The 26,865-nt window shown below is 62.5% G+C and carries 20 protein-coding genes; 11 read left to right on the top strand and 9 right to left on the bottom strand.

From position 1 onward, the window contains the following. Positions 1-12: 12 nt before the first annotated feature. The 4 genes from hemA to MU846_RS13015 are packed head-to-tail and all read left to right on the top strand — an operon-like array spanning position 13 to position 3,960. Positions 13-1,272 (top strand): glutamyl-tRNA reductase, encoded by a 1,260-nt coding sequence (hemA, locus tag MU846_RS13030; protein WP_246953434.1) that lies wholly within the window; start codon positions 13-15, stop codon positions 1,270-1,272. Beyond that, positions 1,273-2,361 carry a peptide chain release factor 1 gene (gene prfA / locus MU846_RS13025; RefSeq protein WP_246953432.1) on the top strand — a complete coding sequence of 363 codons (1,089 nt, stop codon included), beginning with the start codon at positions 1,273-1,275 and terminating at the stop codon, positions 2,359-2,361. Further along, complete coding sequence (prmC, locus tag MU846_RS13020) at positions 2,361-3,224, top strand: peptide chain release factor N(5)-glutamine methyltransferase (RefSeq protein ID WP_246953431.1); 864 nt, start codon at positions 2,361-2,363, stop codon at positions 3,222-3,224. The genes prfA and prmC overlap by 1 nt, the downstream gene beginning before the upstream one ends. Continuing rightward, on the top strand, positions 3,214-3,960 hold the full coding sequence (locus MU846_RS13015) for a HesA/MoeB/ThiF family protein (protein WP_246953429.1): 747 nt from the start codon (positions 3,214-3,216) through the stop codon (positions 3,958-3,960). Before prmC ends, MU846_RS13015 begins: the two co-directional genes overlap by 11 nt. Before the next feature lie 292 nt (positions 3,961-4,252). Here the strand turns inward: MU846_RS13015 and MU846_RS13010 are convergent, their stop codons facing one another. Next, positions 4,253-5,125: a MaoC family dehydratase gene (locus MU846_RS13010; protein ID WP_246953428.1), complete on the bottom strand. Its 873-nt coding sequence runs from the start codon at positions 5,123-5,125 to the stop codon at positions 4,253-4,255. A 323-nt stretch (positions 5,126-5,448) separates the two neighbouring features. Here MU846_RS13010 and MU846_RS13005 point away from each other — a divergent pair, with 323 nt between their 5' ends. After that, entirely contained in the window at positions 5,449-7,284 is a 1,836-nt protein-coding gene (locus MU846_RS13005; protein WP_246953426.1) for a hypothetical protein, read from the top strand. Between the two features lie 281 nt (positions 7,285-7,565). Here the strand turns inward: MU846_RS13005 and MU846_RS13000 are convergent, their stop codons facing one another. Further along, the gene (locus tag MU846_RS13000) at positions 7,566-8,258 is read right to left on the bottom strand and encodes a TetR family transcriptional regulator (RefSeq protein ID WP_246953424.1); all 693 of its coding nucleotides are present in this window, start codon (positions 8,256-8,258) and stop codon (positions 7,566-7,568) included. 142 nt (positions 8,259-8,400) lie between these two features. Between MU846_RS13000 and MU846_RS12995 the strand changes: the two genes are divergently transcribed. The 3 genes from MU846_RS12995 to MU846_RS12985 all read left to right on the top strand — a co-directional run bounded on the left by MU846_RS12995 (position 8,401) and on the right by MU846_RS12985 (position 11,756). After that, positions 8,401-9,516: a ferredoxin reductase gene (locus MU846_RS12995; protein ID WP_246953422.1), complete on the top strand. Its 1,116-nt coding sequence runs from the start codon at positions 8,401-8,403 to the stop codon at positions 9,514-9,516. Positions 9,517-9,528: 12 nt separating this feature from the next. Further along, on the top strand, positions 9,529-10,650 hold the full coding sequence (locus MU846_RS12990; protein ID WP_306799407.1) for a fatty acid desaturase family protein: 1,122 nt from the start codon (positions 9,529-9,531) through the stop codon (positions 10,648-10,650). Between the two features lie 101 nt (positions 10,651-10,751). After that, positions 10,752-11,756, top strand: a complete 1,005-nt coding sequence (locus tag MU846_RS12985; protein WP_246953420.1) for an AraC family transcriptional regulator — start codon at positions 10,752-10,754, stop codon at positions 11,754-11,756. A gap of 107 nt (positions 11,757-11,863) precedes the next feature. Here the strand turns inward: MU846_RS12985 and MU846_RS12980 are convergent, their stop codons facing one another. After that, positions 11,864-13,396, bottom strand: coding sequence for a chitobiase/beta-hexosaminidase C-terminal domain-containing protein (locus tag MU846_RS12980; RefSeq protein ID WP_246953418.1), 1,533 nt, complete (start codon positions 13,394-13,396; stop codon positions 11,864-11,866). Between the two features lie 9 nt (positions 13,397-13,405). Then, positions 13,406-14,830, bottom strand: coding sequence for an OprO/OprP family phosphate-selective porin (locus MU846_RS12975; protein ID WP_246953417.1), 1,425 nt, complete (start codon positions 14,828-14,830; stop codon positions 13,406-13,408). Between the two features lie 383 nt (positions 14,831-15,213). Here MU846_RS12975 and MU846_RS12970 point away from each other — a divergent pair, with 383 nt between their 5' ends. After that, positions 15,214-16,188: an extracellular solute-binding protein gene (locus MU846_RS12970; RefSeq protein ID WP_246953416.1), complete on the top strand. Its 975-nt coding sequence runs from the start codon at positions 15,214-15,216 to the stop codon at positions 16,186-16,188. A gap of 133 nt (positions 16,189-16,321) precedes the next feature. Here MU846_RS12970 and MU846_RS12965 read toward each other — a convergent pair whose 3' ends face one another. The 4 genes from MU846_RS12965 to MU846_RS12950 all read right to left on the bottom strand — a co-directional run bounded on the left by MU846_RS12965 (position 16,322) and on the right by MU846_RS12950 (position 22,389). After that, positions 16,322-18,034: an ABC transporter permease gene (locus MU846_RS12965; RefSeq protein ID WP_246953415.1), complete on the bottom strand. Its 1,713-nt coding sequence runs from the start codon at positions 18,032-18,034 to the stop codon at positions 16,322-16,324. 319 nt (positions 18,035-18,353) lie between these two features. Continuing rightward, positions 18,354-19,403: an extracellular solute-binding protein gene (locus tag MU846_RS12960; protein WP_246953414.1), complete on the bottom strand. Its 1,050-nt coding sequence runs from the start codon at positions 19,401-19,403 to the stop codon at positions 18,354-18,356. A gap of 3 nt (positions 19,404-19,406) precedes the next feature. Further along, a complete protein-coding gene (locus tag MU846_RS12955) occupies positions 19,407-20,483 on the bottom strand; it encodes an ABC transporter ATP-binding protein (protein ID WP_246953413.1) in 1,077 nt (358 codons plus the stop codon). Between the two features lie 487 nt (positions 20,484-20,970). After that, entirely contained in the window at positions 20,971-22,389 is a 1,419-nt protein-coding gene (locus tag MU846_RS12950; RefSeq protein WP_246953412.1) for a 3-oxoacyl-ACP reductase, read from the bottom strand. 301 nt (positions 22,390-22,690) lie between these two features. On the opposite strand from MU846_RS12950, the gene MU846_RS12945 reads away from it, so the two are divergent. Then, on the top strand, positions 22,691-23,977 hold the full coding sequence (locus MU846_RS12945; protein ID WP_246953411.1) for an acetyl-CoA C-acetyltransferase: 1,287 nt from the start codon (positions 22,691-22,693) through the stop codon (positions 23,975-23,977). Between the two features lie 86 nt (positions 23,978-24,063). Here MU846_RS12945 and MU846_RS12940 read toward each other — a convergent pair whose 3' ends face one another. Next, positions 24,064-24,696 (bottom strand): TetR/AcrR family transcriptional regulator, encoded by a 633-nt coding sequence (locus MU846_RS12940; protein WP_246953410.1) that lies wholly within the window; start codon positions 24,694-24,696, stop codon positions 24,064-24,066. Positions 24,697-24,800: 104 nt separating this feature from the next. Between MU846_RS12940 and MU846_RS12935 the strand changes: the two genes are divergently transcribed. Continuing rightward, entirely contained in the window at positions 24,801-26,855 is a 2,055-nt protein-coding gene (locus MU846_RS12935) for an NADPH-dependent 2,4-dienoyl-CoA reductase (RefSeq protein WP_246953409.1), read from the top strand. The last annotated feature ends 10 nt before the right edge of the window (positions 26,856-26,865 follow it).

Below are 26,865 nucleotides of genomic sequence, written 5' to 3'. Positions count from 1 at the left end.
CGACTTCCCGACATGAAGCTATTGGCAACAGGCGTCAACCACACGACAGCGGAACTCAGCTTCCGTGAGCGGCTGACCTTCCCCGAAACCGCCATCGCCGCCGCATTGCAGGATCTGCGGCGGCAGCCGGGGGTGGCCGAGGCGGCGTTGCTGTCGACCTGTAACCGTACCGAAATTTATTGTCTGGCCCATGGTCCGGCCCCGGATCTGACCCAGTGGCTGGCCGATTGGCACGGGCTGGACGGCGTGCGCCTGCGAGAGGCGCTTTATCGCTATGAAGACGAAGAAGCATTGCGGCACATGATGCGCGTCGCTGGCGGGCTGGATTCGCTGGTGCTCGGCGAGCCGCAGATTCTCGGCCAGATGCGTGAAGCCTACGCACGCGCTACCGATGCCGGCGCGCTGACCGGCGAGTTGGCGCGGGCGTTTCAGCAGGTGTTCAGTGTCGCCAAGCGAATTCGCACGGATACCGGTATCGGCGCCAACCCGGTGTCCGTCGCCTACGCGGCGGTATCCTTTGCGCGGCATATTTTTGCCGATCTGAAAAAAAGCCGTGCGTTACTGATTGGCGCCGGCGAAATGATCGAGCTGGTCACCCGCCACCTCAGCGAGCAGGGGGTGGGCCATATCACCGTGGCCAACCGTACCTTGCCGCGTGCGCAAGCGCTGGCCGCGCAAGTAGGCGGCGAGGCGGTGTCGCTGGCGGGGGTGCCCGCTGCGCTGGAGCGCACCGATATCGTCATCGCCTGCACCGGCAGCCCGGTGCCGGTGCTGGGCAAAGGAGTTGTGGAACGGGCGTTGAAAAAGCGCCGTCATAAACCGATTTTCATGGTGGATATTGCCGTGCCCCGCGACATAGAACCCGAAGTCGGCCGCTTGCAGGACGTATACCTTTACACCGTTGACGATCTGCACGAAGCCATCGAGGAAAACGTGCGGCAGCGCCAGGAAGCGGCGCGCCATGCGGAGCAGATTATCAATGCGGCACTTGACCGCCATGAGCGCGAGCGGCGCGAGCTGGCAGCAGTGGACACGTTGCGCAGCTATCGCGAACAGACGCTGGCGTTGGGTGAAGACGAGCTGCGGCGTAGCCTGACGCAACTGGAAAGCGGCGCTGATCCGGCAGAAGTATTGCGGCGTTTCCAGCACGCCCTGTTGAACAAAGTAATGCACGGCCCGAGCGTGCAGCTGCGCCGCTTGGCAGCTGAAAACCGCACGGATGATCTGTTGCTGGCACGCCAGTTGCTGTTGCGTGATGACAGTGAGGAGTGAATGAAAGATAGCCTCAAGCTCAAACTGGAACGTCTGGCCGAGCGGCACGAGGAGCTCTCGGCGCTGCTGGCGACGCCGGAAGTGGCCGGCAACAACCAGCGCTTCCGCGATCTTTCAAGGGAATATGCCGAGCTTGAAGATGTGGTGGCCTGCTTTGCCAGCTACCAGCGCGTGCAGGACGATCTCGCCGCCGCACAATTGATGCAGCAGGACAGCGACCCTGATTTGCGCGAAATGGCCGCCGAAGAAGTGCGCACAGCGAGCGAGCAGGCCGAGCAACTGGCGGCAGAATTGCAGCGCCTGATGCTGCCCCGCGATCCGCGCGACGGCGCCAACGTATTTCTGGAAATCCGTGCCGGAACAGGCGGCGATGAAGCAGCTATTTTTGCCGGCGATCTGTTGCGCATGTACAACCGCTATGCAGATCGGCTCGGCTGGCGGGTGGAAATAATCAGCGCCCATGAAGGCGAGCACGGCGGCTTCAAGGAAGTGATTTGCCGCGTCAGCGGGCAGGGCGCTTATTCGCGGCTGAAATTCGAATCCGGTGCGCACCGCGTGCAGCGGGTGCCGGCAACCGAATCACAAGGCCGCATCCATACATCGGCATGCACGGTGGCTGTGATGGCGGAAGCAGAGGAAATCGGTGACGTGGTAATTCGCACCGAAGATTTGCGTATTGATACCTACCGCTCGTCTGGTGCTGGCGGCCAGCACGTCAACACCACCGACTCCGCCGTGCGCATCACTCACCTGCCCACTGGCGTGGTGGTGGAATGCCAGGAAGAGCGTAGCCAGCACAAGAACAAGGCCAAGGCGATGTCGTGGCTGAAGGCACGGCTGTACGACAACATGCAGCAACAGCAGCAGCAGGAAATGGCCGCTACGCGCAAATCGCTGGTGGGTTCCGGCGATCGCTCCGAGCGCATTCGCACATATAACTTCCCGCAAGGCCGGCTGACCGATCACCGCGTCAATCTCACCCTGTATCGCCTGGGTGAAGTGATGGATGGCGATCTGGACGAGGTGATCGAAACTTTGCTGGCAGAACATCAGGCAGAGCAACTGGCGGCACTGTCGGAGCAGCATTGATGGCGGCGCCTGAGACGGTCGCGCTGCTGTTGGCGCTGGCTCGGGAACAGCTTCAGCACAGCTCGCCGACGGCCGCACTGGATGCACGCATTTTGCTTGCCCATGTGCTGGGCAAGCCAGAGAGTTTTCTTTACACCTGGCCTGAGCACGAGCCCACCGAAGCGCAAGCGCGGCAATTTCACGAGTGGCTAGAGCGCCGCTGTGCCGGCACGCCGGTAGCGTACCTGACCGGCCGCCAGGGGTTTTACGGGCACGAGTTTCTGGTGTCGCCTGATACCTTGATTCCGCGTCCCGATACAGAGTTGCTGGTGGAGGCAGCATTGTCATTGCTGCCTGAGCAAGAGCCGATACGGGTGGCTGATCTGGGCACGGGCACCGGCGCGGTGGCGATCAGCCTGGCGCTGGCGCGGCCACAGTGGGCCGTGCTGGCACTGGATTTCTCCATGGCGGCGCTGGATGTGGCGGAACGGAATGTGCAGCGCCTGGGCGCCACCAATGTGCAGTTGCGACAATCGCACTGGTACCGGGATTTGCCAGGGCAATATCACGCGCTGGTCAGCAATCCGCCCTATATCGAAGAAGGGGACGTTCATCTCCAGCAGGGCGATGTGCGCTTCGAGCCGCGCTCGGCGCTGACCGCCGGCCCGGATGGCCTGGACGATATCCGCGCACTGGCCAGCGGCGCGCCGGAGCACTTGCTGCCGCAGGGCTGGTTGCTGCTGGAGCATGGCCACGATCAGGGCGCGGCAGTGCGTGCGATATTGCAGCAGAACGGTTTTCATGCGGTGGCAACGCGCCAGGATCTCGGCGGGCGCGATCGGGTGACGCTGGGCTGCTGGGGCGGGAGGCAACATGCTCAATGATGATCAGTTGTTGCGCTACAGCCGGCAATTGCTGTTGCCGGAATTTGATATCGCCGGGCAGGAGGCGCTAGCCGCCGCCCGAGTGCTGATGATCGGCGCCGGCGGCCTTGGCTGCCCGGCGGGGCTGTATCTGGCTGGTGCCGGCATTGGCGAGCTGGTCATTGTTGATGCGGATACGGTCGAAAGCAGTAACCTGCATCGCCAGATCGCCTACCGCGAGGCCGATGTGGGCCAACCGAAAGCGACCGCACTGGCGGCGACACTACAGCGCCTCAACAACGAGGTGCGCATCGTGCCGCACCAGCTTCGGGCCGATGAACAATGGCTGGCCACCAGGGTGCGCGATTTTACCCTGGTGCTGGATTGCTGCGACAACTTCGCCACCCGGCAAGCCATCAACGCCGCCTGTCATGCGGCCGGTGTACCGGTAGTATCCGGTGCGGCAATCCGGTTGCAGGCCCAGCTGGTGACGTTCGATTTTCGCCGCGATGATTCCCCCTGCTATCACTGCCTGTATGGCGACGGCGATGGCCCGGACACGCTGTGTAGCGAGTCGGGCATTCTGGGCCCGGTGGTGGGCACCGTGGGTACCATGCAGGCGCTGCTGGCGATTCGTCTGCTGACCGGCCACGCGGTGGACGGCACCTTGCATCTGTTTGACGCAGCCACCTTGCAGTGGCGCCAGATGGCGCTGCGTAAAGACCCAGCCTGCCCGCTCTGTGGCGCGACGGATTAGCGGTAAATTCGGCAACAACAGCCCATCGAGAAAGGGGCAGCGAGAACAGGCCCATCAAAAACGGTTCATCGCCGAGTTCCGTGGAGCCATTTCCGATATCCGCGAAAGCATCAGGAAGATAGTGATCTTTTTTACACCCTCTCCACTGTGAACAAGCGAAGCGAATAGGGGGGTTGGGAGAGGGGCTGAAAAGCAGGCTCATCGAAAACAGGTTTGGCAAAAATAGCCCAAACAGCAATGGGCCAGCGAACCGGCCCATCGTTGTTTGCTTCGGTGCTGTTTGCGCGCCAGGTCAGCCGGCGCTGCGGATCGTGCCAGTAAGATGCGGTTTCACGCCATCTTTTGCCAGCAGGCGGAAATCAATACCGTCTGCGGCGTCTTCCTGAACGAACTTCACCGTCGCCGGAATGAACATCGGCAGCTTGAATTGCACATCGACAGTGAATGCACCGTCCGGCAGCTGGCCGTGGAGAGCGGCCAGACAGCGCGCCTTCGACCACATGCCGTGCACGATCTGACGCTTGAATCCGAACAGCTTTGCAGTCAGTGGATAAAGGTGGATCGGATTGCGATCACCGGAGACAGCGCCGTAGCGGCGACCGGCATCAGCAGGCACCTTCCACTCTTCAAAGTTCTCCGCTGGTGTTGTTTCGGGGGGCGTCTTGCGGCTCTGGCCGCCGCCGCTGCCACCGCCACGGCGAAACATGGTCGATTCGCTTTCCCAGACCAGCTCGCCGCCAGTGCTGACGTGCGTCAGAATCGAGAATTCGTAGCCCTTTTCCACCTGCACCAGCTCGCCGAAGGAGCATTCCACATCAAGTTGCTCGCGCTCGTTGATGCGGCGGTATTGTGTGATGCGGTTGCGCACATGTACCAGCCCCATGGCGGCAAACGGGAAATCCTCGTGCAGCAGCAGGCTCATGAACAGCGGGTGTGCATGCAGGTGCGGGTAGGTCACCGGCAAATGGCCATCGGCGGGGAAGGCACACACCTTGCGGTAAGTGGCCAGATGTTTCGAGTCCAGTACCACGTCGCGCAGCCGGATGCCGATGTCCGGCAGTGCCGGTGCCTTGCCCGGTTTCACACCAGCGCGGATCACGGCTTTGGCAAATAGCGGCAGCATCGCCGGGGCGTTTCGCAGTTCGCGTATTTCGGTGGAAGTCATTGTGCGTATCCTTATGGTCGCTGACAGAACCTGTGGCGGCAGTATAGAGAGCGCCCGAAAAGGGTAAATTGGCCGGATTGACTCCGCTGCATGGCTGGCCACTGCATAACGGCTGGACCTGTAGCACTGGGAACGTGACGCGGGTTGCTGCCACGACTGGCGCAGCGACAGATTACGACGAGCGTAACGATGGGCTTAGTGAAGGGTACAGCGACTGTGGCAACAACTATTGCACAATACGGTGGCACTGCTACGCCGTGACGGCGCGATGAGTGCAGAGTCTGGGCCAGGCGCTGAATCCATGCGCCAGTAGAGGAGACACCATGGCCACAGGTCGATTATTGATGCTTGCGCTGGTGGCGCTGCCGCTGCTGGCCCTGAATATCGTCGGCACGCGGCTGCCCGGCCCGGCGCTGGTGCTGGTGGCACTGGGGCTGGCGCTGGGGATCGCCGCCGGCCTGTGGCCGCGTGCGCGTAGCCGCCGCGCCGCCTTTCTGGCGGCCTATGTGCGAGATGACAGCCCGTTGCAGCGCTGGCTGGCGGGCGGGTTACTGCTGCGCGCCTGGCAGGGGCTGCTGGCGATACCGCTGGCGCTGGTGCTGATGGTGGGTGTCATCCGGCTGTCGCAAAACAGTATCTGGACGTTGCTGCTGGTGAGCCTGCCGGCGCTGGCGGCGCTGCACAGCCTCGCCGGGCGCCTGTTGCGCCGTCATGTTGCGCCGGTGTTTCTGCCGGAACTCAGCTGGCGGCTTGCGCTCGCGGTGGCTTTTCTGCTGCTCTGGCTGTTGCTGGGGCTGGCGGCGCTGCAACAGGCTTACCCGGATTTCTCCGAGCTGCCGCTGGCAACGGCGTTGTGGCACGAGGCGTCACGACAGCAGGCACATAGCGCAGCGTTGCACTGGTTGATGCAGGCGGCCGCCATGAAAGATGCGCTGGTGTGGTGGCTGGGGCAACAAATGTTGCCGGGCGTTGGTGACAAGCTTCTGCGAGCTGGCGGCTGGCTGGTGTTGCTGGCATCGAGCGGTGTGTTCGTGCTCGCTTTTCTATTGCTGGTGGCCGGGGCGCTGGCGCAGGCACCTGTCGTAACCGGGGCAACCGGGGCCAGCCATCGCCGGCTGGGCACGTTGGCCTTGATCGTCGCGGTTGTCACGGTGGTGTTGGTGGCGGATCAGCGCAGCGCCTTGCGTAGTGCCTGGCAACCTTCGCCGTGGGTGATGCTCGGGCTGCAAGGGGCCCATTATCAGGTGCCGCAGTCGCAGGCCCGGTCGCTGGTCGGGCTGGCGGTAAGTCAGGTGCGTGAAGGCGAGCAGGCCGCCCGTGCGCAAGTGGCACAGCAGTTGCACCAGAGCCTGGATCAGATCTTTGCCCGGTTGGCGCAGCAGTTGCCGGTGTTTGCAGATTGGTATTACTCCCTCGGCGGAGAATATACGCGGCTGTCGATGCGGCTGCTGGAGCACACATCGCTGGTAGAAGGCGATCATCTGGCGCGCAAGGCACAAGCGCTGATCTTCGACGCAGCGGGTTTTTCCGATCAGCTGGCCAAGGTGCAAGGACAGCTCGAGGATGAGCTGGCACAGCAGGCGCTGGCGACGCAGGCCACCTGGTTGGCGGAGCTGGCGGCTCGCCTTGCTTCGGCGCAGCGGGCACCCGGCCCGCCCCCGGACAACACGCAGGTGATCTCGCTGGATGGTGTGCTCACGGCCTTGGGTGATAACGGCCATGCGGCCTTCACGCAGCGTATGGTCGTCGCCAGCGGTGCGGCCAGCGCCACGGCGGGCGCGGCACTGGCCAACGCTTTCGCACGGCGCGCTGCTGCGCGATCGTCGGCGGCGCTGGCGGCACGCGGGGTGGCCAAGGGCGCGCGTGGAGCCGCAGGCGCGGGTGCCGGTGCAGCCCTGTGTGCGCCGTCCGGCCCTGGCGCTCTGGCCTGCGCGGCGATTGGCGGCACCGTGGCCTGGCTGGCAACGGATCTTGCCCTGCTGAAAGCGGATGAATATCTCAATCGCGATGAGCTGATTGCCGATTTGCAAATCGAGTTAGCGGCGGAACGCCAGCGCCTGGAAGACGCACTGATGCAGGAAATGGATGCGATTATCGCGCAGCAATATCAGGGAATGCAGCAGGAGATAACACGCACTTTCCGCCCGCTGGGGCATTGACGGTGTTGGCCTGCCGCCGCCAGCGCGCAGGCCATGTCCGGCGATCCCGTTTTGGCGATGCAAGCACCAACAGCGTTCGGTTGTGGGCGGTTAATCGGGCATTTTTATGGTCGTTCATCCGGGGCTGGGAGGCCTGGTCCGAAACCTCCAATGCTTCGGATAAGCCCGAGTGAACAACCTGCCGGGAGATCACCGCCAGCGCGGCCAACGCCTGGCACCTTGTCAGCTGCCTCCGCGTTCTGTGGGTTGCATCAGGCTTGTTGCAGGCTATGGCAGATGCGTTATCGGCTGCGCCAGGCCAGCGCCCCGAGCACAATAACACGCAGCTGTTTCTCGGCAGTGCGTATCAGGAACTCCTTTTCCTCCGGGTCATCAGCAGGCAGGTCCAGCACTTGTTCTGTCAGCGAGGTCATGTTGTTGACCACCAGCCCCGCCATCATCTGCAAATCTTCCGCATTGACCTTGTCGAGAATGGGGAAGCGTGACAGATCGGTCGCCAGTTCACTGGTGAACAGGCGAATCTCCTGCCGGATGGCGGTACGAATGGCCGGGCTACCGCTGAAGCGCTCTTTGGCAACAAACTGAAAGTGTTGCGCATTGGCGCGCACGTAGTCGATATAGGTTTCCATCGACTGCCGCATCACCTGCTTCACCGGAATGCTGGTGGAACGCACCTCTCGCATCAGCTGGCGCAGGGTGCGAAACGATTCATCCACCAGCGCCAGCCCCAGCGCGTCCATGTCCGGGAAATGGCGATAGAACGCAGTGGGCACGACGCCGGCCTTGCGCGCCACCAGCCGTAGCGACAACGCGGTGAAGTTGTCTTTCTTTTCCACCAGTTCCAGCGCCGCATCCATCAGGGCGCGGCGCGTGCGCCCGCGTCGCGGGTCACGCCGTGTCTCGGTAGTGGGTTCCATGCCGTGGGGGTACGCCTGGCTGCCAAAGTGAACGGAATTGTGACGTTTTGCCGACATGATTGAAAGGTGATCGGTGTGTTCACTTTGTAACTCATTGATATTAAATGAATATGCTGTAGTTTGTGAACAGGTGTTGACATGGAGGTGCGGATGAAAATAAAGTGTACGCATGTTCACGACCATGACGGAGATCGCCGTGATGAACACACAGGTTCGCACTGTTCGCCCGCAAGGCACCTTGGCCAGGTTTGGCTATCGCCTGCTGGAAAATCCGGTCACACGCGCGTTGGCCTCGCCGCTGACCGTGGATGACTATCTGGCGCAGTTCAATCCGCTGTGGTCGGTGCGCGAGGTGCGTGGCTGCGTGACCCGCGTGGTGCGCGAAACCGCCGATGCCACGACCTTGCATATCAAGCCCAACGGCCACTGGCAGGGCCATCAGGCCGGCCAGCATCTGGTGCTCGGCGTGGAGATCGATGGCATTCGGCACAGCCGCTGCTTCTCGATTTCTTCGGCACCGGCCGCCGAGGGCATCAGCGTAACCGTCAAGCGCAATGGCGACGGGCTGGTCAGCAACTATCTGGTTGATAAGGTGCGCGCGGGTGATGTGTTGTTTCTCAGCCAGGCGCAGGGCGAGTTTCTGCTGCCTGCGGATGAGCAGCCGCTGCTGATGATCAGCGGCGGCAGCGGCATCACGCCGGTGATGGCCATGCTGCGGCAACTGGCCGCGCAGGGCAGCAGCCGCAGCGTGGTCTTCGTCCATTACAGCAACAGCTATGCGGATACCATTTTCCACACCGAGATGCGGGCGCTGGCAGAGCGTCACGACTGGCTCACGCTCTACTTTGTCATCGGGCAGGGCGAGCCGACAGGCGCCGATCGGAGCGGTCTTTTTAGCATCGAGCAGCTTCAGTCCATGGTGCCTGATATCGAGCAGCGGACAGCGCTGTTGTGCGGCCCGCCGCCGCTGATGGCGCGTGTCAACGACGCTTTTGCAGAGTGCGGTTGGCCCCGTCCGGCGCAGGAGCAGTTTCAGGTCAAGCTGGCCCGTGTCGCCGGCGAAGGTCAGGTGCAGTTTCTGAACAGCGGCCTGGAAGCAAGCGGCGGTGAAGCCGCCAACCTGCTGGAGCTCGCCGAGGCCCAGGGTCTGAACCCGCCTGCAGGGTGCCGCATGGGTATTTGCTACAGCTGCAAATGCCACGTGCAGGAAGGTGAAGTGCGTGATCTGCGCAACGGTGAGGTGCGCACAGTCCGTGATGAAGAAATCCAACTTTGTGTGCACGCCGCTGCGGGCGCCGTGCAATTGTCACTCTAAGGGAGAGACACGATGAACGCTGTGGTATCCATGAATCGCTTGCAACAGACCCCGACCACCCGTGGCTGGCGCCATCTTTCCGCCGAGCAAGTGGAAGCGTTCGGCGCCGAGATTGATGCTATCCGTGAAGAGGTGATGAGCTCGCTGGGTGAGCATGATGTCCGTTATATCCGCCGCATTCTGAAAACCCAGCGTTATTCCGAAATCGCCGGGCGTGGCTTGCTGTTCCTGGGCTTCTTGCCGCCCGCCTGGCTGGCTGGCACCGCGTTGTTGTCGTTGTCGAAAATCCTGGAGAACATGGAAATCGGCCACAACGTCATGCACGGCCAGTGGGACTGGCTGAAAGATCCTGCCCTGAATTCGGCCACCTACGAATGGGATAACACCTGCCCCTCGGCGCAGTGGAAGCATTCGCACAACTATATGCACCACACCTTTACCAACGTGGTGGGCAAAGATCGCGATGTGGGCTACGGGATTTTGCGCATGTCCGAGGAGCAGCCCTGGCACCCGGTATACCTGTTGCAACCGGCCTATAACTGGATTCTGGCCGGCCTGTTCCAGTGGGGCGTGGCGCTGCATGATCTGGAATTCGAACGCCTGGGCAAAGACAAGAGCTGGGCCGAAGTGCGCCAGCAGTTGCGCGAAATCTGGAAAAAATCACGCCGCCAGGTATTGAAAGACTATCTGCTGTTCCCGGCGCTGGCCGGCCCCGGCTTCCTGTTCACGCTGGCCGGTAACGCCACTGCTAACCTGGTGCGCAATCTTTGGGCCTATGCGGTGATCTTCTGCGGCCATTTTACCGATGGCGTGGAAATGTTCACGGAAGATCAACTGGACGGCGAAAGCCGCGCCGAGTGGTATCTGCGGCAATTGCTGGGCTCAAGCAACCTTGAAGGCGGGCGTGCGTTCCATATCCTGACGGGTCACCTGAGCCACCAGATCGAGCACCATCTGTTCCCGGATATGCCTGCGCACCGTTATGCCGAGATTGGCCCTCGTGTGCAGGCGCTGTGCGAAAAATACGATCTGCCCTACAACACCGGCAGCCTGCCGCGGCAGTTCGGCACAGTGATGAAGCGGATCTTGCGCATGGCGCTGCCGGGGGGCCGGAAAACAGCGGCTACGGCATGACAGAAAAGGGCCGGCTGGACACCCGCCGGTTCCGGCTTCTGCCCAGCCTGTGCTAATCTGCCAGTTCTTATTGAATGAAACTGTCAGGATAACGCAACAGAATGGCAGAACTGACCGACTCAGGAGTATTGCTGCGCATGGCGTATACCGCCATGCGTTCAGCGGGGATTGATGCTGACGCTGTGTTGCAGAAGGTGGGGCTGCAGGCGTCTGTGCTCAATCAGCCCGATCTGCGCACCCCGCACGATGCCCAGGAATGGTTCTGGCAGGCAGCGGAGGAAGTTTCCGGTGATCCGCATATCGGCCTGCACCTGGGTGCGCATATTCCGATTTTCAAAGGGCAAGTGCTGGAATACCTGTTTCTGAGCAGCTCCACCTTCGGTGAAGGGCTGCACAGAGCACTGAACTATCAGCGCCTGCTCTCCGATGCCGCCCGAGGCGAGCTGGAAGAGCACGGCGACAACATGCTCCTCAAGCAAATGTTCTGGAGCCGGCGCCTGCACCATTTCAACGAATGCGGCATGGTGGGGCTGATCAAATTCTTCCGCTTCGTCACCGATGGCGCATTCGAGCCGCTGCAAATCTTCTTCCGCCATTCCGCTCACGCGGATATGGAAGAATACGATCGCATCTTCGGTTGCCCGATCCTGTTCGATCAGGAATATACCGGGCTGCTGTTCGATCGGTCGCTGATGGATCTGCCGTCGGCGCATCACGAGCCAGAGCTGCTGCGCCTGCATGAGCAACTGGCGATCGAACAGGTAGCACGGCTGGAAAAACAGGATCTGGTGGCGCAGGTGAATCGCCTGATCGCGGAGCTGCTGGAATCCGGCCACGCCAACCTGGAAGACGTCGCCGCACGGCTGAATATCAAGCCACGTCAATTACGCACACGGCTGGCCGATGCCGGCACCAACTTCAATCAGCTGGTGGCGGATTACCGCTGCCGGCTGGCCAAGCGGCTGCTCGGCGGCACCGATGAATCCATTGACGAGATCGTGTATCTCACCGGGTTCTCCGAACCGAGCACCTTCTATCGGGCCTTCAAACGCTGGGTCGGCATGACACCGATCGAGTATCGCAAGGCCAAGAGCGACGAAAGCTGACGCATATCGGCGGCCCATGGATGCCGCCGCCATAACATGACGCTGGCGCCGCTAGCCGCTAGCGCTAATAGCACCGGGCCGGGCGCTGCCCCGGCCCGGTGCGGGCCTCACCGCCGCCGCAACAACAGCAGTGTGCCGAACAGGCCGAACATCAGGCCGATGCTGCCGGCAGAGCGATTCAGCGGGCCGCTGGGCGGCACGAACGGCGCGTCCACTTGCGTATAGGTGGCGCTGCGCACCTCGGAGGTCTGGCCGTTGAGCACTGCCATCGCCTGCACCACTGTGGTGGCCGTCAGCGTCAGTGTTTCACCCGGTTGCAAGGCGCTGCTGGCCTGGCTGGGAGTGCTGCCGTCGAGGGTGTAATACAGCGTGCTGCCGGCCGGGCCGTTGACAGTGATCACCAGCTCGCTGGTGGAAAATTCCTGGCCGGGCGGTGTGAAGGTGGGCGCCGGGGTGGCATCTTCCAGTGTCGCTTCGTCGAGGTAGACGGCGCGAGCAAAGGTATCGCCAGTGCGATCACGGGCGCGCAGGCTCAGGCGTGCTGATGCAACGCCAGCCAGTGCGCCGGCATCGCGCTGTTCGTCGGTCTGGAAGGTCTGCCACGCCACGGTGGTGTCGTCGATGGCGAAATCCTGACGGATATCCAGCGCGCTGTCGGCATCGGTGGTGCAGTCTGCATCGGTGAAAAAGGCCAGATCAATGCGTAGGCTCAGCTCGGCGTGCGGCATCAGGCTGCCGGCGCGTACCGTGGGGCGCAGCGTGGCGGTGCCATCCACCGGCACGCACACATCCAGGCGGCTGTCGCCGAAACCATTGGCCAGGGTTTCAAAATAGAACACGTGGCCGCCACTGAGCGATGCGCTGGATGCACCGGCCGCGACCCGGTCACCGCTGTTCAGCTGCCAGCCGGCACCGGCGTGAAGGAAATCGCCCGGCGCGGCTTCCAGATGCTCGAAGCTCGGATTGCGCACCAGATTGACCGGGCTGCTGCCCTGCGTGACGCGCACGTTATCAAACAGCACCTCGGCATCCTGGCCAGAGCGATCGCGTGCGCGCAGGGAAATGCGAAGCACTTGTGCTTCTGCCGGCAGTGCGCCTGCCGCGAACACGGTGGCCGGCAGGTCTGCCCACTGGTTCTGATCCAGGCCGCCAAGCTGCTGGTCATAATCCTCGTTGGCGTCGGCAAAATTATCCAGCCGGTTGCTGTTGTCGTCCGCTTGCAGGTTCACCTCGCACTCTTCCATGCTGGCATAGAAGTTGGGGTTCAGGCGGGTGCGCACGTCATCGCTGACCACGCTGGTGCTGACGGCATACTGGATGCTGAGCGATTGCGATGGATCAATCGGCAGGCATTGTTCGAGCTTGTTGTCACCAAAGCCGTTGGCAAGCAGATTGAAAGTGAAGGCGCTGTCACCGTCGGCACCCAGATTATTGCCTGTCCGGATGGCGCCGCCATTCGGCGCCAACAGTGTCCAGGAGGGCAAAAAGCCGATCCCGGTGGTGGCGTCCGTGGCGTATTGCACGGTGCCCAGGGCACGTTGATCGAGCTGGCTGAAATCGCTGTTGTCCAGCGCCAGGGAGGCGCCTGAAAATGGCCCGGCCAGCAGTGTGGCCAGTGCGAGTTGGCGAATGTTTTTCATGATCCCTCCTCAGAATTCGTATTGCAGGCGTGCAGCAACAACCCGGCCTTCGCTTTCGACGTCGTCACGTTTGGCGTCGAACTGCATCAGATTCAGCTTCACGACCAGATCCGGGTTCGGATACCAGTTCAGGCCCAGCGTGTAGTGATCCATTTCCTGGCCACGGCCAATACGCGAGTGCTCGCTGGCATCCACGGTGGCGTAGCGCGCCGCAATCTCGAAGGCGCCCCAGTTGCCACTGGCGGGATCAAAATTGCGTTGCGGCGTAACACGGCCGAAGGTGCCGTTGGAGGGGCGGTAGTTGCGGTGTTCGCCGGTGAGGAAATGGCTGGCCTGAATCGAAAAGCCATCCATCGTCAGCGAATTGGAGGGGTTGGAATCGGTGCCATGGGCGATCAGTTTGGCGGTTTCATCCAGATTGAAATCAACCCGGTTGTACTCTGCCTGAAGCGAGAAGCTGCCGATGCCCCAGGCGGCTTCCAGCACGAAACGGTTGAAATCTTCCACCGCTTCGATGTCGTCGCGGCCGATCAGGCGCAGGTCGATGGCGCGTGCGCCTTCGCGGGTGCGCATGCGTACCGGCGCCCAGATATCCTGTTCCTTGTCGAAGGCATTCTGGCGGTGGCTGGCGCTGCCGCCGAAGTGCAGGAAGTTGCCACCGTCGGCCCAGGGTGAGACGGTCAGGCGGCCGGAGAACGCATAACCTTCTTCCACGGCGCGGTTGATGGAAACCCCTTCGCCACCAAAGAAGCCGAATGCGCCGTGCCAGTTTTGCCGCAGCGTGGAATACATGATGCCGAGCTGGCGGCTCGGGCGCATTGCATCAACAGACGCGCCGCGCTCCAGGAAGGTGATGCGCCGCGAGCTGGTGTTGCTCTCCAGCGAATACGGCTCCTTGAAATGCCCGATGGCAAGCCGGCCGGTGGGCATCAGGTAGGCGACATAGGCGTTGGCGAAATCGACTTCCTGATCGCTGAAGTCCACTTCCAGTTGCCATTCCCAGTTGCCGTACATGTAACCCAGCGCGCCCAGGCGGGCGCGGCGGATAATAGTGCCGTACTCCGGTGGCTCGTGAGCCTGGCGCGCCACGAAGGCGATGTCATCGTCGAAATCACCCCGTGCGGCATCAAACTGCACACGGCCGCGAATGCGGAAGCGATGCTGGCCGTCGCTGCTGTCCACGGTGAAGCGTCGAACAGCGATAGCGGGATCGTCGTCGTCGATCGGTTCGGCCGGCTCGTATTTCACGTCACTGCGTTGAAAACGGCTGGCGGGTTGCTGGGTGCTGCGCAGGCTGGCGGCTTCCTCGTCGGTGAGGATGCCTTTCTGCAATAGCGTATCGATAAGATCAGAGGAGTCCGAGACTGCCGCAAGCGGCAAGGCCATACCGATGGCAACTGCCAGCCCGGCGGCCGTTTTGCGAAGTGCTTTCACGTTGTCATTTCCATATCGCCATGGCGGTACGAAATCCGTCGTGCCCGGGGCGCTTGAGACAAGCTGTTTCGCTCTGACAAACGGCCGGCCTTCATCCATGAAGCGCGCGTTGAAAGAAAGTGGCATCAGCTGCCGAGGGTGAGTGTCAGCGTGTGGCATGACATCGGGACTGTTTTTGCATGACAGTTTTATTAAGTTTTCTGGTGAGTGCCAAAATCGGTTGATCGTTTCAAGGCCGGGTGTTAAATCTGCCGGCCTGATATGGCAGAGGGGTTTCTGGTCATGTTTCTGCCGTGCTCTGATTGTGTTTTCTGTCGTGCATTCTTGTTGTGCTTTTATCCTTGTTTTTTCCTGTTGGGCCTTTACAAAAAACGGTTCTGAAAATGAAAACTTTTTTGCGTCGGCACCGGCTTGTGCCGGTTATCAACGACGCCTTGACAGTTTATGCCGCCGGGCCGGGGGCGCTGGCACGCCAGCTGGTGGCTGATTACATGACGGCCACCGGGGTGCCGGTCAATCTGGTGCAGGGCACCACCGGGCGGCTGCTGGCGCGGCTGGAAGCAGAAGCCAGTGCGCCGGTGGCGGATGTGCTGATCCTGGCCTCCTGGGATGCAGCGCTGGAGCTGGAGCGTGCGCAGCGGCTGTTGCCGTTGTCCGTGGCCGGCGCGCAACAGCTGCCCGCTGGCCTGCGCACCGAATGCCTGCTTGCCCAGGCGGTGTCGGTGCTTGGCCTGGCATGGCGAGAAGGCGCGCCGGGCACGCCACCGGACGATTGGCAGGGGCTGCTGGCGCCGTCCTTGCAGCAGCGCGTCATCATGCCTGACCCGGCGCAATCCGGCGCCACGCTGGATTTGCTGCTGGGCCTTGATCGTGCCTGGGGTGAGTCCCTGTGGGCATTGCTGGCCCATCTTCGCGCGACCGGCATGGTGGTGGCCGGCAGCAACAGCCAGGCGCTGACGCAGTTGCTGCGCGGCGAGCATGATGTCGTCTTCGGCTGTGTCGATTATCTGGCCCGTGCACGGCAGGCGGATGGTGCGGCATTGCGTTTCATCCTGCCGCGCACCGGCACGGTGAGCGCCGCACGGCCGATGATGGTGCTCAAGGGCGCACGCCATGCCGCGCAGGCACAGGATTTTCTGGCGCATGTGATCGGCGCCCCGGCCCAGCAGCGAGTCAGCGCAGCCGGCTTGTTGCCGGTCTGGCGCGAGGGGGACGATTCTCCGCCCTGGCCGGCCAGCCTGCCGGCATTGCAATCGGTGTCACCGGTACTGCACAACACTGCACGGCGGGCGCTGCTGGCGCGTTTTGCAGCGCTGTTTGATGCGCCTTATGGCGATATTCCGCTTGGTTGGGCGTAGCGTTCCGGGCTGCTCATGGCCTGCATTATTGGCAGGGCGGCCTTGGGCCCAGAACTGTCTGCTGCGGTTTACCGAGGATGTGACCAGCCGGCAATCGGGGCGGGGCTAAAAAGCCGGCAGCACGTTGCGCGCTTTAACGGCTGCGCCGCTGCACCACCAGCATCACCACCACACTCAGGCCGATAGTCACCGTGGCCATGGCCATGGCCAGCGCAATATCGCCCTGCTCGAACTGATTGAAAATAAACGTCGCGGAGGTATCCACGCCCGGTGGCAGCAGCAGGATAGAGGCCACCAGCTCGCGCATGCAGACGATAAAAGTGGTGAGCCAGGCGGCCAGCAGCGCCGGCTTGAGTTGTGGCAGCACGATGCGGCGAAACACCGTCAGCCGTGAGGCGCCCATCAATGCCGCAGCGCGCTCCAGATTCACGCCCACACCGGCCAGCTGTGCGTGGGTGTAATTCAGCGCATCAGTGATATAGATCGCCACATACGCCAGCAACAGCATCCAGACCGTGTTGTAAATATCGAGCGGAATCCAGGGCGCATTCCAGGCCAGGATCAGAGCCACCGCCATGACGATTTTCGGAATCACACGCGGCAGCATGGCCAGCGCATCCATCACTTTTTTGGCACGGCCTTCGCTGCGTGCAGCGGTGTAGGCGATGTAGCCTCCGGCCAGCACGCAGATACTGGCGGCGGCGATACTCAGCCACAGGCTGTTGAGCAGCGCCGACAGGCCACGGCCGCCCGGCGACAGCAAGGCGTGATAATGCCGCAGCGTCAGCGTGGGCAGCCCGTCTTGCCAGCGATCCGCGAGGCTGGTGAGGATCATCGCGCCATAAGGCAGCGCGGTACTGAGCAAAAACAGCCCGCCGATCCAGGCCCAGGCAAGTATCACGGCACGGGTGCGCAACGGGCGCAGCGCCTGCTGGCCGGGGCGGCTGCCACCCGCCGAAAACAATGACGCCAGCCAGCGGCCACCATAAAGCGCCACCAATGCAAACAGGCACAGCAAACTCGACAGCGAGGTGGCCAGCGCCAGGTCTACCGGCCAGCTGGTGACCAGATAGAAAATCTCCGCCGGCAACAGCGGCAGGTTGGCGCGGGTGCCGAGCACGGCCGGCACACCAAAGTTGGACAATGATTCGAGAAACACCAGCAGGCCGGAGTTGATGATCGCCGGCAACAACAGCGGCAACATGATGCGAGCGGCCACGCGCAGCCGGCTGGCGCCAAGTTGCAGCGCTGCATCTTCAAGGCGTCGTGGCAGGCCGGCCAGTGTGGCTTCGACCGCGAGTGCCACATAACCGAAGGATGACAGCGCCATCACCAGCGTGACACCGGAAAAGGAGAAAAATAGATTGCGCAGGCTTTCCGGCATCGTGCCGAGCAGGGTGTCAGCGAAACCGCCGTGCTGCATTACCAGAATATAACTCAGCGCGGCGATATACGGCGGTGTCATGATCGGCACCAGCAACGACAACCGTGCCAGCCCCTTGCCGGGCAGTTGTGTGCGCGCCAGCAGATAACCGCAGGGAATGCCGAACACCCAGCTCACCACGGTGACGGCGGCGGCCCAGCTCAGTGAATTGAACAGCAGTGTGCCGATTTCGGGTGTATCGCCAATGGCGCGATAGGCGCTGAAGAATCCTGCCAGGCTGCCGCCCATCAGCTCCGGGAACAGGCTTTGCAGAAACAGCAGAAGCAGCGGATAACCGGCGGTGATGCCGAGAAATAGCAGGCACAGCAGCAGCGGCCAGGGTAGGGCGCGGGCACGAGGAAAGCGTGTGGCGTTCATTGTGCTGTGGCCATCGCGGTTGCTGCCTTTTTCCCCGACACGCATGTTTTTTTATCCGACAGACATCGCTGCTGTGCTACGGCGCTATGCGATATTTGGCGCAATGTTCGGTGCACCCTCCGCTGGAATGTCTGGCGGAATATCAGGTGAAAAGTCAGGTGCACTATTCGGTGGAATATCTGGTGGAAAGTCGGGCGGAAAGTCGGGTGGCAAGTCAGGTGGCAAGTCAGGTGGCAAGTCAGGTGAAAATCCCGGCGCGAGATTCGGTTCGAGGCTTTTTTCATCATAGCTCCGGCGACGTGCGTGCTCACTTCGGTGGCGTGCATGCCGACTCTGGCAGTGCTGATGATGGCTCCGGCCGTGTTCAAGGCTGCTCCGGCGGCGGTATCTGCGCCCGTTCGACCTGATATTGAAAACGCCGCAAAATGCTCCCTTGGCTGGCCAGTGCCGCTTGCACATCGCCGCGCCATACCCGCGCTGGCGCGGTGGCAGCGGCGCGCACGTCACTGACCGCCACGCGCACGCTGGCGGGCAACAGGTGTGCCTCGGCGATCCGCAGTTGTGATGCATCGCTGAACAGATGGGCAATGAAGCGCCGCGCATCCGCTGCACGCGGCGTGCCGGCGAGCATCGCCACGGGGCGCGTCATCAGCGGCACGCCCTCGGCGGGGTAGTGCATCGCCAGTGCCGCGCCCTGTTCGATCTGGCGGAATACCAGGTAATCGGCGGCGCCAATGACGGCGTGATAGTTGCCGATCAGCAGCGATGTCAGCGCCTGGCTGTTGGCAGCGGGAAACTCCAGCCCGGCGGCGCGGGCGCGGGCAAAATCCTGCCAGGCGGCATCGCCCTGGGTGAGCACTTGAGCGACGACGAAATCCCCGGCAGTGCCGGAGCGTGACGGTGATGGCATGGCCAGCCGGCCGGGCGGCTGGGTGCTGAAAAGTTGTGGCCAATCGGGGCGCGTGTCCACGGCGCTGGCGCCCAGCGCCACGCCGACCAGCGCTGCGCTGGTAGCCAGATAAAAGCCGGCCGGGTCGTGCCAGCCTGCGTGAGTGGCATCACCGGCCAACTCACCCAATGGTGCCAGCCGGCCGGCCTGCTTCAGTGCTTCGGCGGCGACATCGCTGGCGAAGATCACCACATCCGCCTGCGGCCGAAAGCGCTCGGCCTCCAGCTTGGCCATCAGCTGGCCGGTGGTGGCGACGAACAGGCGCACCGGCACGCCAGTGGCGGCGGTGAAGTCGGCGCTGATCTGTTCGATCAGCGGGCGCGGGCCGGCCGAGTAGATCACCAGCGCGGTATCGTCCTGGCGGCTACAGCCGCCAATAACGCCAACACAAAGTAGCACCGCGCCGGTGAGCAGCAACAGCTGCAAAAGCCGCAAAAGTGCCGTCAGCCGCAAAAGTGCCGTCATGTGTCAGTGCCCGATGGCGTGCAGCGCCTCGGCGCTGATGCGCACCGACACGGCCGCGCCGGGATGAAACGGCTGATCGGCGAAACCGCACAATTGCAAGCCGGGGCGTATCTCTGCCAGCACCTCCTGGCGATCACCAAGATAATGCCGCCGCACGCAGGTGCCTTGCAGCACCAGCTGGCTGCCGCAGGGCGCGCTATCGGGCGCGACCATGCGCACAGCTTCACGGCGGATCACCAGATGGCCAGTGGCGGGCAGCGTTGCCAACTGGCTGGTGCTGGCGCCGGTGAGCGCCGTCTGGCCATCCAGTTGCAGGCCGTTGCGGGTGCGCTGGTAGGGCACCAGATTGGCGCTGCCGATAAATTCGGCCGCGAAGCGGGTGCGTGGGCGCTGATAGATATTTTCCGGGGCGTCGATCTGTTCGATGCGGCCCTGATTCATCAAGGCGATACGATTTGCCAGCGACAACGCTTCGCTCTGATCGTGGGTGACGTACACCGCCGTCAGGCCGGTATCGCGCAGCAATTGTGCCAGCTCGCTTTTGAGGTCTTCACGCAGGCGTGCATCCAGTGCCGACAGCGGTTCATCCAGCAGCAGCACTCGGGGCGAGACAGCAATGGCGCGGGCGATGGCGACACGCTGCTGCTGGCCACCAGACAGCGCGGCCGGTTTGCGATCCGCAAGGTGCGTCATCTGCACGCGTGCCAGCGCCGCGTGAGTCTGCTGCGTCACGTCGGCGCGTGACAGCCCGCGCAGGCCCAGGCCGAAGGCAACGTTCTGCGCCACCGTCATGTGCGGCCACAGGGAAAAATCCTGAAACACCATCGAGAAGCCGCGTTCGCGCATCGCCGTGAAGTGGCCGCTTGCCGGCACGTCCAGCGGCGCGCCGTCGCAATGCAGCTCGCCGCCGTCGGCCTGCAGCAGCCCGGCAATGATATTGAGCAAGGTGGTCTTGCCGCAGCCGGACGGGCCGAGCAGCACCAGGCATTCACCTCGGCTGAGGGTGAAATCGATGCCGTCGAGCACCGCCGTGCCGCCAAAATGTTTGCTCAGCCCGCAGGCGTGAAGGTAGCCGGCCATCTGTCATGCTCCGGTCATGCGGTTGCCACCAGTTCGTCGCAAAGGGTACGGACGGCAGATGACAGCGATATGACGCGCACAACAAAAAACGTACTGGCCGGCGGCGAGAACACGCCAGCAGTTTCAGGCAGCGCGGGGTGTGCTCGGGGGCGGCTGGCGCAAGCGGTGTGGGCCGTGCTGCCAGACGCGGCTCAGGTGCTCAGGCTGCGTAGATGACTGCTCGGGCTTCGGACTACTCGGACTTCGGACTACTCGGACTACTCGGACTACTCGGACTACTCGGACTACTCGGACTACTCGGACTACTCGGATTGCTCAGGTTACTCGGGCTACTCAGGTTACTCGGGCTCTGCGGCCTGCTCGGCCTACGCAGGTTGCGCAGGTGGTGCGAATTGCTCGGGCTGCGCAGCAGGCGCACGAGGGGAGGTATGCGGCCAGAAACAAAAACGCCCCGGAATGACCGGGGCGTCCGTATCGCAGCAGCGAATCAGGCGCCGAGCAGGCTCTGGCCGCACACGCGCACTACGTTGCCAGTCACGCCCTGGGCAGCAGGGCTGGCAAAGAAGGCGATGGTTTCCGCCACGTCCACCGGCTGGCCGCCCTGGTTCATGGAGTTCATGCGCCGGCCAGCTTCGCGAATGGCAAACGGAATCGCTGCCGTCATCTGGGTTTCGATGAAACCGGGAGCCACCGCGTTGATGGTGATATTGCGGCCGGCCAGCTCGGGCGCCATGCCCTGCACCATGCCGATCACCGCCGCCTTGGAGGTGGCATAGTTGGTCTGGCCCATATTGCCGGCGATACCGGAAATCGAGCTGACGCAAACAATGCGGCCGCCTTCGTTCAACGTGCTGTCTGCCAGCAGGCGAGCGTTGATGCGCTCTTCGGAGGCGATGTTGATGTCGATCACCATGTCCCAGAACTTGTCCGGCATACCGGCCATGGTCTTGTCACGGGTCACACCCGCGTTGTGGACGATGATATCCAGGCCGCCCAGCTCGCGGGCCTTGTCGCTGATGAGCTGCGGGGCTTCGGCGGCGGTGATGTCGGCTTCAAGTGCCACACCGCCGATCTGCCCTGCCACCTGCTTGAGGTCTTCGGCCATGGGCGGAATGTCGAGCACGATCACGCGGGCGCCATCCCGCGCCAGCACCTGGGCAATGGCGGCGCCGATGCCGCGTGCGGCGCCGGTCACCAGCGCGGTCTTGCCGGCCAGCGGCTGTGTCCAGTTGAAGCCCTCGCCGGTGAAGCCGGCTCCGCTGACGCGCATCACCTGGCCGGATACATACGCCGACTTCGGTGACAGCAGGAAGTGCATCGGGCCTTGCAGTTGTGCCTCGGCGCCAGCCTCCACATAAACCAGGTTGGCGGTGGCGCCGCCCTTGATCTCTTTGCCAAGGCTGCGTACCAGCCCTTCCAGGCCGCGCTGGGCGATGCGCTGCTCCACACTGCACAGTTCGGGCGTGCGGCCGATCACCACGATGCGCCCGCTTTTTTCAAGCTTGCGCACCACCGGATTGAAGAAATCCCACACGGCTCGCAACTCGCCGGTATTGCTGATGCCGGTAGCATCGAAGATCAACGCCTTGAAGCGGCGGCCATCTTCGCGGCTCGGGCTGTAGGCGGTGATCTGTTCGCCCACGGCATCGCCGGCCTTGCGGATATCTGCTTCGGCTGCGCCGCCAGCGAGGGTGTGGGCCACCGCTTCCGGTGCGAATTTAAGCGTCGCCAGCACACTTTGCGCAGCGCTGCCGCCTGCGGCACCGCCCAGCACTACAGCGCCCTTGATAAAGGACACCGCGCCCGGCTCGTAGCGTTCGAGGATCACGGGGATCGGCAGGTTGATGGCGCTGAAAACTTTTTTGCCGACAGCGGAGTTGGCAATGGCCTGATAGACGTCGCTCATTATGCTCACCCTGAGTCTAGGTAATCCGGTTGATTGGCTGATGGCCGTTGATGGGCCGCCAGGTGATCGCGAAGACCAGCCTGGATTGCCAGATGAGGGGACATTAACACAGCATATTCCGGCCTGCCCCCAGGCTGGGCGCTATTGAAGCACTGCAGCTGCTCAGCGATATTGACCCATGGCAGAAACGCCGTCGGCGGCGCAGCCAATGAGCGAGCGCGGCATCGGGCTAGACTGCGCCCATCTTAATGGTGGCGTCGCGCTGTGCGCGCTTCGCAACGCCCAGACCGGAGGAAGAAAGATGCTGGCAGGCAAGAGTGTTCGCAGAGTGGCCATTATCGGTGGCAACCGGATTCCGTTTGCGCGCAGCAACAGCGCTTATTTCGGCGTCTCCAACCAGGACATGCTGACCGCGGCGTTGCAGGGCCTGGTGCAGCGTTTCAACCTGAAAGGCGAGCGCATCGGTGAGGTGGCCGCTGGCGCCGTGATGAAACATTCCCGGGATTTCAATCTGGTGCGTGAGTGTGTGCTCAGCTCCGGGCTGGCACCGGAGACACCGGCTTATGATCTTCAGCAAGCTTGTGGTACGGGCCTTGAAGCGGCGTTGCTGGTGGCTAACAAGATTGCGCTGGGGCAGATCGACAGCGCTATTGCTGGCGGTGTGGATACCACCTCTGACGCGCCGCTGGGCGTCAACGACGAAAAGCGCAAAGTATTCATGGAGATCAACAAGGCCAAGACCAACGGTGAAAAGGCCAAGCTGGCGCTGAAACTGCTGAACCCGAAATGGTTCATGCCGGATGTACCGAAAAACGCCGAGCCGCGCACCGGGCTTTCCATGGGCGACCATGCGGCCGTGACGGCAGTGGAGTGGGGCATCAGCCGGGAAGAGCAGGACAAGCTTGCCTGGCAGTCCCACCAGAATCTGGCGAAATCCTACGCTGATGGCTGGCAGGCGGATCTGATCACGCCGTTCAAGGGCCTGGAGCGCGACAACAACATGCGCGGCGATTCCACGCTGGAAAAGCTGGCCACACTGAAACCGGTATTTGGCGGCCCGGACGGCACCATGACAGCAGCCAACTCCACACCGCTGACCGATGGTGCATCAGCGGTGCTGCTGGCCAGCGAAGAGTGGGCCAAAGAGCGTGGCTTGCCGGTGCTGGCTTACCTGACACTCGGCGAAGCCGCGGCGGTCGATTTCGTCAACAAGAAGGAAGGCTTGCTGATGGCGCCGGCCTATGCCGTGCCGAGCATGCTCGACAAGCTTGGCCTGGGCTTGCAGGATTTCGATTTCTACGAAATTCACGAAGCGTTTGCCTCGCAGGTACTGGCCACCTTGAAAGCCTGGGAAGATGAAAGCTTCTGCAAAAATCGCCTCGGTCGCGACAAGGCGCTCGGCAGTATCGATCGCAGCAAGCTCAACGTGAAAGGCAGCTCGCTGGCAGCGGGGCACCCGTTTGCGGCTACCGGCGGCCGCATCCTCGCCAACGCAGCCAAGCTGCTGAACGAAAAAGGCTCCGGCCGTTGCCTGATTTCCATCTGTGCCGCAGGTGGCCAGGGCGTGGTGGCAGTGCTGGAGAAGTAATCAGCCGGGATTGCAAGCAATACGCGGTGCGCAACAAGCGCCGCCAACAAAGGGGCCGTCTGGCCCCTTTGTTGTTTTCAGACAGGTCAGGTCTGTGTGGTGGATGTCCCCAGCACGGCCACCATCAGTTGCACCGCTTCTGCGCTCACCTCTTCCATGTCGGCCTGATCCACATAAATGCCATCGAGCATCAGCTTGCACAGGCCGTGCAAGGTGGCCCAGCTGGCCTGGGCGACGCGTAGCGGCCGGCTGCCGCGGGGCAGGCTGGCGCTGACAAGTAATGCGCTGATGCGCTCGGCGTAATGACGAAAGGCGTGATAGGCCACCTCGCGCAACTCGTCGGTGGGCTGGCCGTTTTTCCAGATGGCGCGCCCGAACATCAGCTCGTATTGCTCGGGATTGTCCAGTGCGAAACGCAGATAAGCCCGCACAAAGCGGCGCAAGCCGGCGGCCAGATCGGTGCCGGGGGCAAGGCGTGCCTCGGTGATCATCTCGTCGAGCTGGCGGAATCCCTCGGTGGCCAGGGCGCACAGCAGCGCGTGTTTATCTTTGAAATGGTGGTAGGGCGCGGTGCGCGATACGCCGGTGCGCTCGGCCAGCCGCCGCAGGCTCAAGGCCTCGATGCCCTCCTGGCGCAGCAGCTCGGCGGCCTGTGCCAGCAGCGCGCTGCGCAGATCGCCATGGTGGTAGCGGGCGGGGGGCTGAACCTCATTCTTCATGGGGGCTTTCCTGTCTTGACAGCGTCAAGATACGCTTCTATCTTGACGCTGTCCAGATGCCCTGCCGACGACCGTGCGGGCGCGCCACATCCAGGGAAAACACCATGACTGCTACCGCTGCCAAATCGCCGTATCCACATATGCTCGCGCCGCTTGATCTGGGGTTTACCACCCTCAAGAATCGCGTGGTGATGGGTTCCATGCACACCGGCCTGGAAGATCGGCTGTGGCATCGCAAAAAACTGGCGGCGTACTTTGCCGAGCGGGCGCGGGGTGGCACCGGGCTGATTATCACCGGCGGTTTCAACCCGAACCGCAAGGGCTGGTTCTATCCGTTTTCTGGCGGCATGTTGAATATCGGTGATGCCCTGAGCCACCGCGTGGTGACGCGGGAAGTGCACAAGGCGGGTGGCAAGATTTGCCTGCAATTGCTGCACGCCGGGCGCTACAGCTATCACCCGATGTCGCGCTCGGCTTCGGCGGTGAAATCGCCCATCAACCCGTTCAAGCCGAAGGCGATGTCGACAGGCGAAGTGCGGCAGACGGTGAAGGATTTTGCCAATGCAGCACGGCTGGCGAAGAAAGCCGGCTATGACGGCGTCGAGATCATGGGCAGCGAAGGTTATCTGATTAACCAGTTCACCGCGCCGCGCACCAACCGGCGCACCGACGAGTATGGGGGCAGCAGTGAGAATCGGCGGCGTTTCCCGGTGGAAATTGTCGAGGCGGTGCGCCGGGCCTGTGGTGACGATTTCATTATTATTTTCCGCCTGTCGGTGATTGACCTGGTGCCGGAAGGCTCCACCCGGGAGGAAGTGCTGGCGCTGGCGCAGGCACTGGAAAAGGCCGGCGCGAATATTCTCAACAGTGGCATCGGCTGGCATGAAGCGCGAGTGCCAACTATCGTCACCTCCGTGCCCAGGGCGGCTTTTTCCGAAGCGACCCGGCAGGTCAAAGAAGCGGTCACGATCCCGGTGATCGCCTCCAACCGCATCAATACCCCGGAAGTAGCAGAACAGATCATCGCCGACGGTGTTGCCGACATGATCTCGATGGCACGGCCCATGCTGGCTGATCCTCATTTCGTCAACAAGGCGGCGGCGAACAGGGCGCATGCGATCAATACCTGCATCGCCTGCAACCAGGCGTGCCTGGATCACACCTTCAAGCTCAAGCGGGCGACCTGCCTGGTCAACCCGCAAGCCTGCTATGAAACCGAGCTGGTGTACCTGAAAACATCGCAGCCGAAAAAAGTGGCGGTGGTGGGTGCCGGCCCGGCCGGTCTGTCTGCGGCAACAGTGGCGGCGGAACGTGGCCATCATGTCACGTTGTTCGAGGCCGCAGATCGCATTGGTGGTCAGTTCAACATGGCGGCCCGCATTCCCGGCAAGGAAGAATTCTGGGAAACACTGCGCTATTTCTCCCATCGGCTGGAAGAAACCGGGGTGGTGGTGAAGCTCAATCACACGGTGGCGCCGGGTGAGTTGGAGCAGGAGTTTGATGAAATCATCATTGCCTCTGGTGTGACGCCGCGCCGGCCGGCCATCGACGGGATTGATCACCCGATGGTGTGTTCTTATGTGCAGGTACTCACGGGCGAGGTCACCGTGGGGCCGCGTGTGGCGCTGATCGGTGCGGGCGGGATTGGCTTCGACGTGGCGGAATTCCTTGCTCATGATCATGGCGCCGAGCAGCCGCAACCCCTGGCGGATTGGCAGCGCGAATGGGGTGTGAGCTTCCACACTGATGCACCAGGCGGTCTGGAGCAGCCACAACCGGCGCCATCGGCGCGCAAGATTTATCTGCTGCAACGCAAGCCGACTGCGCTGGGCAAGGATCTGGGCAAGACCTCCGGCTGGGTGCACCGGGCGGTATTGAAAATGAAGGGCGTGGAAATGATCGCTGGTGCCAGTTATGACCGCATTGATGATCGTGGCCTGTATGTGACGGTAGGTGGCAGTGAGCAGTTGCTGGAGGTGGATAATGTCGTCATCTGTGCCGGCCAGGAATCACTGCGCACACTGTACCGTGAAACCAGCGGGGAAACCGGCCAGAGCGCGGGCGCTCGCTATCATCTCATTGGTGGTGCGGATCTGGCCGCCGAACTGGATGCCAAGCGTGCCATCCGGCAAGGGGCGGAGGTTGCTGCAAAACTGTGAGCAACCTGCG

The organism is Alcanivorax quisquiliarum (assembly GCF_023051175.1).
GTDB lineage: Bacteria > Pseudomonadota > Gammaproteobacteria > Pseudomonadales > Alcanivoracaceae > Isoalcanivorax > Isoalcanivorax quisquiliarum.
This window is presented reverse-complemented; position numbering and strand designations above follow the sequence as displayed.

Bases quoted from the DNA above. Each gene is read 5' to 3' on its own strand.
- hemA (WP_246953434.1), top strand. From the start codon at position 13: ATGAAGCTATTGGCAACAGGCGTCAACCACACGACAGCGGAACTCAGC.
- prfA (WP_246953432.1), top strand. From the start codon at position 1,273: ATGAAAGATAGCCTCAAGCTCAAACTGGAACGTCTGGCCGAGCGGCAC.
- prmC (WP_246953431.1), top strand. From the start codon at position 2,361: ATGGCGGCGCCTGAGACGGTCGCGCTGCTGTTGGCGCTGGCTCGGGAA.
- MU846_RS13015 (WP_246953429.1), top strand. From the start codon at position 3,214: ATGCTCAATGATGATCAGTTGTTGCGCTACAGCCGGCAATTGCTGTTG.
- MU846_RS13010 (WP_246953428.1), bottom strand. From the start codon at position 5,125: ATGACTTCCACCGAAATACGCGAACTGCGAAACGCCCCGGCGATGCTG.
- MU846_RS13005 (WP_246953426.1), top strand. From the start codon at position 5,449: ATGGCCACAGGTCGATTATTGATGCTTGCGCTGGTGGCGCTGCCGCTG.
- MU846_RS13000 (WP_246953424.1), bottom strand. From the start codon at position 8,258: ATGTCGGCAAAACGTCACAATTCCGTTCACTTTGGCAGCCAGGCGTAC.
- MU846_RS12995 (WP_246953422.1), top strand. From the start codon at position 8,401: ATGAACACACAGGTTCGCACTGTTCGCCCGCAAGGCACCTTGGCCAGG.
- MU846_RS12990 (WP_306799407.1), top strand. From the start codon at position 9,529: ATGAACGCTGTGGTATCCATGAATCGCTTGCAACAGACCCCGACCACC.
- MU846_RS12985 (WP_246953420.1), top strand. From the start codon at position 10,752: ATGGCAGAACTGACCGACTCAGGAGTATTGCTGCGCATGGCGTATACC.
- MU846_RS12980 (WP_246953418.1), bottom strand. From the start codon at position 13,396: ATGAAAAACATTCGCCAACTCGCACTGGCCACACTGCTGGCCGGGCCA.
- MU846_RS12970 (WP_246953416.1), top strand. From the start codon at position 15,214: ATGAAAACTTTTTTGCGTCGGCACCGGCTTGTGCCGGTTATCAACGAC.
- MU846_RS12965 (WP_246953415.1), bottom strand. From the start codon at position 18,034: ATGCGTGTCGGGGAAAAAGGCAGCAACCGCGATGGCCACAGCACAATG.
- MU846_RS12960 (WP_246953414.1), bottom strand. From the start codon at position 19,403: ATGACGGCACTTTTGCGGCTGACGGCACTTTTGCGGCTTTTGCAGCTG.
- MU846_RS12955 (WP_246953413.1), bottom strand. From the start codon at position 20,483: ATGGCCGGCTACCTTCACGCCTGCGGGCTGAGCAAACATTTTGGCGGC.
- MU846_RS12950 (WP_246953412.1), bottom strand. From the start codon at position 22,389: ATGAGCGACGTCTATCAGGCCATTGCCAACTCCGCTGTCGGCAAAAAA.
- MU846_RS12945 (WP_246953411.1), top strand. From the start codon at position 22,691: ATGCTGGCAGGCAAGAGTGTTCGCAGAGTGGCCATTATCGGTGGCAAC.
- MU846_RS12940 (WP_246953410.1), bottom strand. From the start codon at position 24,696: ATGAAGAATGAGGTTCAGCCCCCCGCCCGCTACCACCATGGCGATCTG.
- MU846_RS12935 (WP_246953409.1), top strand. From the start codon at position 24,801: ATGACTGCTACCGCTGCCAAATCGCCGTATCCACATATGCTCGCGCCG.